The sequence below is a fragment of the Kitasatospora sp. NPDC057518 genome, from assembly GCF_042802075.1.
In the GTDB taxonomy this organism is placed as follows: Bacteria; Actinomycetota; Actinomycetes; order Streptomycetales; family Streptomycetaceae; genus Kitasatospora.
On sequence record NZ_JBHVEU010000506.1, the window covers coordinates 1 to 6140 of the forward strand.

A 6140-nucleotide genomic window follows, 5' to 3' on the forward strand; every position below is an offset into this window, starting at 1 on the left:
GCTGTAGAAGGCATTGGTGGTGTCCGCGATCGTCCAACGAGCGAGGATCGTGTGCTTGCCGGCCGGAAGGTTCGGCAGCACGTGGGTGACAGATGCGGACTGTCAGCCGCAAGCCGCCACCCGGCCCGCGCCGCCCCCTCAGCCCGCGAGGACGTCCCGCAGCGCCCGGGCCTCCTTGACCACCCGGCCGGAGCCTCCGCGTTCGGCCGCCGCCGTCACCTCGGCGACCGGCCCGCGGGCCCCGGTGCGCCGGGCGCAGTCGGCGGCCAGCGCGATCAGGTCGCCCAGCCCGCGCGCCGACTGGTCGGCCTCGCCCAGCAGGCCCGGCAGGGCCGCCCCGAGCACCGACCAGACCGTCGCCCGGGCACCGGTCTCCGCCGCCGTGGTGAGCGCCGCCCCCAGCCGGCCGGCCATCACCGTGCCGCAGGCCACCAGGGCGCCGAGCTCGCGGCCGAGCAGCGCGCCGTCCAGGTCGCCGCGCGCGGCGAGCACCAGCAGGGCGTCCACCGCCGCCGTCCGGTCCTCGGCGTGCCGGGAGCCCAGGCCGTACGCCAGCGCGAGGTGCAGCGCGAGCCCGGCCGGGCCGCCGGCCTCGGCGAGCAGCGGGAGGTAGCGGGCGGCGCCGCGCTCGTCCTGGTCGGCGCCCCCGGCGAAGGGGTCGAGCCAGCGCGCGGCCAGCTCCTCCCGGTGCCAGGGGAGCATCGCGAACCAGTGCGCGACGGGCCGCCACGTCCAGCCGTACACCGTTCGGGCCCGGGCGACGCTGGGCTCGGTGCCGTCCAGCAGGGCCCGCGGCTCGGCCGGGAGCCGCTCGCCGCCCGGCCCCTTCGGTCCGGCGCCGATGCCCGGCTGGGCGACGGCGATCCGCTCGACCTCCTCCCACCAGCGGTCCCCGTGCACGTTGGTGTGCCGCACCCCCTTGCCGGGCGCGAACACCACCCGCTCGGAGGGCTGCCCGGGCAGGCCGCCGGTGCGCAGCCAGTGCGCCAGCCACCGCCCCGCCGGGGAGGTGAGCGCCTCGGCGGCCTTCAGCACCGCCTCCTGGGCCCGCACGTCGACCCGCAGCAGGGCCTGGGACAGGTCGGCCTTCCCCGGTTTGACGCCCGCCGCCTCGTACCCGGCGAGCCGCTCGACCAGTTCGGCCGCGTCCAGTGCGCCGGTGGCGTCGGTCGGGGTGGCGAGCAGGTACGGCAGCCCGGCGTGGTGGACCTGCCAGGCGGCCTCCTCCAGGCGGGCGGCGAGGACGGCCCCGTGCACGGTGGTGTGCGCTCCGCGCAGCACGGAGCGGCCCTTGCGGCCGAGGTAGTCCCAGACCTTCCACGGCGGCGTCTCCCCGGCCACCGCGGCCACCACGTAGAGGATCTCCCGGGGCGTGCAGTCGCCCACGCTGTTGGTGCCGCGCCACGGGTGCACCCGGCGGACCGGCTCCACCGCCTCGGCCAGCGCCTTCCGGTCCAGGCGGGTGAGCCGGACCAGCCCGTCCAGCACCCGCTCGAAGTCCGCCACGGCGGGCTCCTGCGAGGCGAGCAGGGCGGACAGCTCCTCCGCGAGTTCCACCGCCGAGCCGATCGGGGCACCGAGCGGGCGCGGTTCGGGGGCCGGCGGGAGGAGGGCGTTCCACCCGGTGTCCGGGTCGTCCCCGTCGCCGCCGACCGGCGCGCCGAGCAGGTCGCCCGCACGCTGGTGGTGGGCCGGGTTCAGCCCCTCGGCGGCGGTCCGCAGCTCCGCCACCACCGCCTCCCCCGCCGCCTTCAGGTGCCGGGCCACCACGTTCAGCGCCCGTTCCTGGAGGGCCGCGTCGGGGTGCCCGAAGGCCTCGGCCGCGGCCAGTACCACCGGGCCGGAGCGCCCGGGCGCGCGCCGGGCGGCCTTGTCCAGCCAGGCCAGCTGGGCTCGGACCAGCTTCTTCTCCGTCCGGAACAGCACCACCGCCGAGGCCTCGGCGAGCACCTCGGGCTCGATCAGGCCGGCCTCGTCCAGCCCGGCGAGCACCTCCTGGGCGTGCCCGGCGAGCACCGACTGGCCGTCCAGCAGCGCCACCAGGTCGCGCACCCGGGCCGCGTACTCGGCCGGTGTCGGATCGAGCGCCCGCAGCACCTCCAGGAGGGCCCGCTGGTCGGCCGGCTTGCCGCCGCGCAGCAGCCGGGCCAGGCAGCGGTCGAGCAGCTCGGCCCGGTCGACCAGGCCGGCCGCGGCCAGTTCGCCGATCGCCTCGGTCCAGACGTCGCCGGGGCGCGGGCTGTGCCGGTGCGTCAGCTGCCAGCCGACGTCCGCGAGTTCGAGCAGCTCGGGCAGCAGCACCGGGGTGAAGGCGTCCTGGCGCAGCTTCTCGGCCAGCGTCGGACGCGCGCCGCGGCTGCCGAAGTCGCTCACACGATCCGTCCAGCCCCGGACGAAGGTCTCGCCGCGCGGCACCTCGCAGCCGGTGCGCCGGACCACGGCCTCCATCACCGGGTACATCGACCAGCCCTGGTTGCGCACCGGCCGGACGGCGAGCCGGGTGACCACCTCGACCTGCCACTCCACCGGCTGCGCCTCGACGACCTGGTGCAGCACGGAGTTCCGGGCCCAGTCGCGGACGCCGAAGTCGCTGCCGGCCAACCAGGTGGCGGCGGCGGCCGGGCCGGCGTGGCAGCCGGCCCCGGCCACCAGCAGGCGGCCCCTGGTCTCGGTCGCCTCCCGGGACCACTCCTGGCGCAGCTCCTTGCGCAGCGCCTTGAGCGCGGTCAGGGCGGCCCGCCGCTGGGCCGCGTCCAGCCCGGCCAGCAGCTCCGGTATCCGTGCCAGCCGCCCGGACCGGACGGTTGTCAGCAGTTCGTCGACCGGCCCCTGCCGGGCGGCCCCCTCCACCGTGCTCACGCTCCGGCCCCCTTCGTCCCCGCCGCCCCGGCGGCCGTCTCCCGTACCATCCCGACCGCGAGCGCGTGCTTGCACGGCCCGCGTCCGCCCCGGTACTTGCCCCACCACAGGCAGGTGCAGCTCAGCCGCCCCGACTCGTCCGTCCGCACCCGCTGGATGTGCTCGTCCACCGTGACGACGGCCGTCGCCCCGCCCTCCTCCAGCCGTACGGCGCCCGCCTCGACCAGTGCCCGGGCGGCCCGCAGCCGGGGGTTGGCCGCCTCGGCCCGCCCGGCGTCGTACGGGAGCTGCCGGTGGAAGTACGCGGCCTCGGCGGTGTCGTAGCCGATCTGCCCGGCGGTGCCCAGCCGGGTGAGCGCGGCGCGGACCCGCTCGGGGCTCAGCCCGGACTGGGCGGCGAGGTCCCCGACCTCGATCCGGGGCTCCCAGGCGAGCAGCACCGCGATCAGTTCGGCGTCCTGTTCGGCCGTGCCGGTGGCGAGCGCGTCGAGCACGCCGCCCTCGCCGGAGAAGCCCCGGGCGGCGTCGGGAGACAGCGTCAGGGTCAGCCGCATGCCGGGCAGCACCGCCTCCCAGGCGGAGGCGGTCGGCTCCCCGGCCGCGACCGGCCCGTAGACCCGCAGGGCGAGCGCGTGCCTCAGCACCCGCTGGAGCGCCACCAGCCGGTCGGGCCCGGGCAGGCAGACCGCGCCGGGCACCGGCCGGGTGGTCGGCCGCAGCGTCTTCCCGGCCGGGACGACCCAGCCGACGCCGGCCCGCCCGCCGCGCGGCAGCGAGCGCAGGAACCGCACCGCCTCGGCGGCGGGCAGCTCGGCGCGCGGTTCGAAACCGGCGGCGACCACCTGGGTCTCGGCGAAGCCGCGCAGCCAGCGCTCCGGCAGCGGCACCTTCTTCTCGACCAGCGGGCCGTCGAAGGTGGTGACCTCCAGCGCGTCCGGCCCGACCGCGAGGTGCAGCGGGTCGGCCGGGCCGATCCTGGTCAGCGCCTCGCGCAGCGGGTTGTTGACGTCCACGTTGGTGGTGCCGTGGCCGATCTCGTCCCCGTCGAGCCCGGCCCCGAGCACGTCGAGCCGGGCGTAGACGCCGCAGCAGCCCGAGAAGGACTCGAAGCGCAGCCGGTCCCCGTTCGCGGTGACCACCGGGTCGAGCGAGGCGCGCAGCCGCGGCTGGTAGTAGCGCGCGGCGGCGACGTCCGCGACCGCGAGCAGCGCGGCGGCGGCCGGCGCCGGATCGGCCAGGAAGCCCGCGAAGAAGCGCGGGTTGGCGGCGGCGCCGAGCGGGGTGGCGCCGCCGGAGGTGGCCAGGTCGAGGTGCCGGCCGTCGGCGCCGTCCAGGACGGCCGACGGGCGCAGATAGGCGTACGCGTGTGCGGATTGCGTCATGCCGAGCACGCTAGGTGAGGGCACTGACAATCCGTCGGGACGACCGCGGGGCGGCCTCGCGAGGGCGCCGGGAGGGCACTGGGAGGGCCCCGCCCCGGCCGGACGCGGAGCCGGAGCCGGGGATCGGACTGGAACGTGTTCTATGTCATCGCGCGAGCCCGCGGACGGCGTTACCCAGGTCACACCACCACACGGTTGGCTTCTGCCACTATGGCCTCGTGACCGACCTCACCGAACCGCACGTCCGGGCCGAACGGCGCGCCGTGCCGACCGCCCCGTTCGCCGAGCTGCTGGAGATCGAGCGGCTGGACGAGAACACGTTCCGGGGCTGCTGCCACGCCGGCGCCCCGATGCGCGCCTTCGGCGGCCATGTCGCCGCGCAGGCGCTCGTCGCCGCCGGGCGCACCTGCGAGGACGAGCGCCCGGTGCACTCGCTGCACGGCTACTTCCTGCTGCCGGGCACCCCGGGCCACCCGATCGACTACCTGGTCGAGCGGGTCCGCGAGGGCCTGTCGTACACCACCCGCCGGGTGACGGCGCTCCAGCGGGGGAACGAGATCTTCACCCTCTCGGTCTCCTTCAAGCACCCCGAGCCGGCCGCCGACCGCCAGCGCCGGATCCCGCCGCTGCCGCACCCGGAGTCGCTGCCGAACGCCGTCGCCCTCCTGCCCGAGGAGGTCCGCCGGGGCTTCGCCGCGTCCGGCGGCTTCCGCGACCTCGACCTGCGGTTCGTCCCGGCGGACACCCCGGGGCTGCCGCCGGCCGTCCCCGGGCTGCTCCAGCAGTTCGTCTGGATGCGCACCGCCTCCCCGCTGCCGGACGGCGACCCGCTGCTGCACGCCGGCGCGCTCACCTACCTGTCCGACCTCACCCTGGCCTCCACCGTCGGGCTGGACGTGCAGTCGAACTTCTTCCAGCGCACCGAGCCGCCCCGGCTGCTGATGGCCTCGCTGGACCACGCGATGTGGTTCCACCGCCCCTTCCGGGCCGACGAGTGGCTGCTGTTCGCCCAGCGCAGCCCGTCCTCCTCGGACGGCCGGGGCCTGGCGCTCGGCGAGTTCTACGACCTGGACGGCCGGCTGGTCGCCTCCGCCGTCCAGGAGGCGCTGGTCCGCGACCCGTCGTGACGCCCGAGGGCCCCCTCGTCACACCTCCGGCACCCCGGTGACCGCCGGACGAACGGAAGGGGGCCGGACGGCGTCATACTCCTGAGCGGCCCCGGCCCGTATCATGGTGCGGGTGACCAAGGTTGACCTGTCACCACGGCCGGTGGAGGCGATGTCTCCGCGTCAGCTCGAACGCCGCGAAAGCCTGATCGCGGCCGCGCTCGCCCTGGTGAACGAGATCGGCGTCGAGCGTATGCAGATGAAACAAGTCTGCGAGCGGTCCGGAGTCGCCCTGGGGACGGCGTACCGCTACTTCTCCTCCAAGGACCACCTCCTGGCTGCGGCGATCGCCGAATGGCACCGCCTGCTGCTGGCCGACCTGGTGGCCGAGCTGCGCGGACCGAGGGCCGGGCTCGGGGCCACCGACCGGGCCGTCCGGTTCGTCCGGGGCGGGATGCGGGCCTACCAGCGGCAGCCCGAACTCGCCCGGCTACGGGTGGCCGTGGCCGCCTCCACCGACCCCTTCGCCAGCGAGGCCCTGCAGGGCATGGCCCGGGCCGACAGCACCGCTCTGCAAGCGGTGACGGCCGAGGTGCCGGCCGCCGCGAGCGACCTGGTGCGGCACATCGTGGCCCACGCCTGGCAGGGCGAGCTGACCGCCTGGGTGACCGGCCGCACCACCCTCGGGGACGCCCGGCGGCGCCTGGAGGACGTGGTGCGGCTGGTGCTGACCCCGTACGAGACGCGCTACCCGGCCCCGTACGAGGTCCAGTCCACCGGCTGAGCCGAGCCG

Annotated in this window: 4 protein-coding genes; 2 read left to right on the forward strand and 2 right to left on the reverse strand. The window is 76.6% G+C overall.

All coding sequences use genetic code 11. The annotated features are described in order from the left end of the window. Window positions 1-138 precede the first annotated feature (138 nt). Both ACFU7Z_RS34480 and ACFU7Z_RS34485 read right to left on the reverse strand, forming a co-directional pair. Window positions 139-2859: a DUF6493 family protein gene (locus ACFU7Z_RS34480; protein ID WP_380781917.1), complete on the reverse strand. Its 2721-nt coding sequence runs from the start codon at window positions 2857-2859 to the stop codon at window positions 139-141. Beyond that, complete coding sequence (locus tag ACFU7Z_RS34485) at window positions 2856-4241, reverse strand: SWIM zinc finger family protein (protein WP_380781919.1); 1386 nt, start codon at window positions 4239-4241, stop codon at window positions 2856-2858. The genes ACFU7Z_RS34480 and ACFU7Z_RS34485 overlap by 4 nt, the downstream gene beginning before the upstream one ends. Window positions 4242-4459: 218 nt before the next feature. Between ACFU7Z_RS34485 and ACFU7Z_RS34490 the strand changes: the two genes are divergently transcribed. After that, on the forward strand, window positions 4460-5368 hold the full coding sequence (locus ACFU7Z_RS34490; protein WP_380781921.1) for an acyl-CoA thioesterase: 909 nt from the start codon (window positions 4460-4462) through the stop codon (window positions 5366-5368). A gap of 112 nt (window positions 5369-5480) precedes the next feature. Then, window positions 5481-6131: a TetR/AcrR family transcriptional regulator gene (locus ACFU7Z_RS34495; RefSeq protein ID WP_063780393.1), complete on the forward strand. Its 651-nt coding sequence runs from the start codon at window positions 5481-5483 to the stop codon at window positions 6129-6131. The last annotated feature ends 9 nt before the right edge of the window (window positions 6132-6140 follow it).

Coding starts and splice junctions, on each gene's coding strand:
- ACFU7Z_RS34485 (WP_380781919.1), bottom strand. CDS start 4,241: ATGACGCAATCCGCACACGCGTACGCCTATCTGCGCCCGTCGGCCGTC.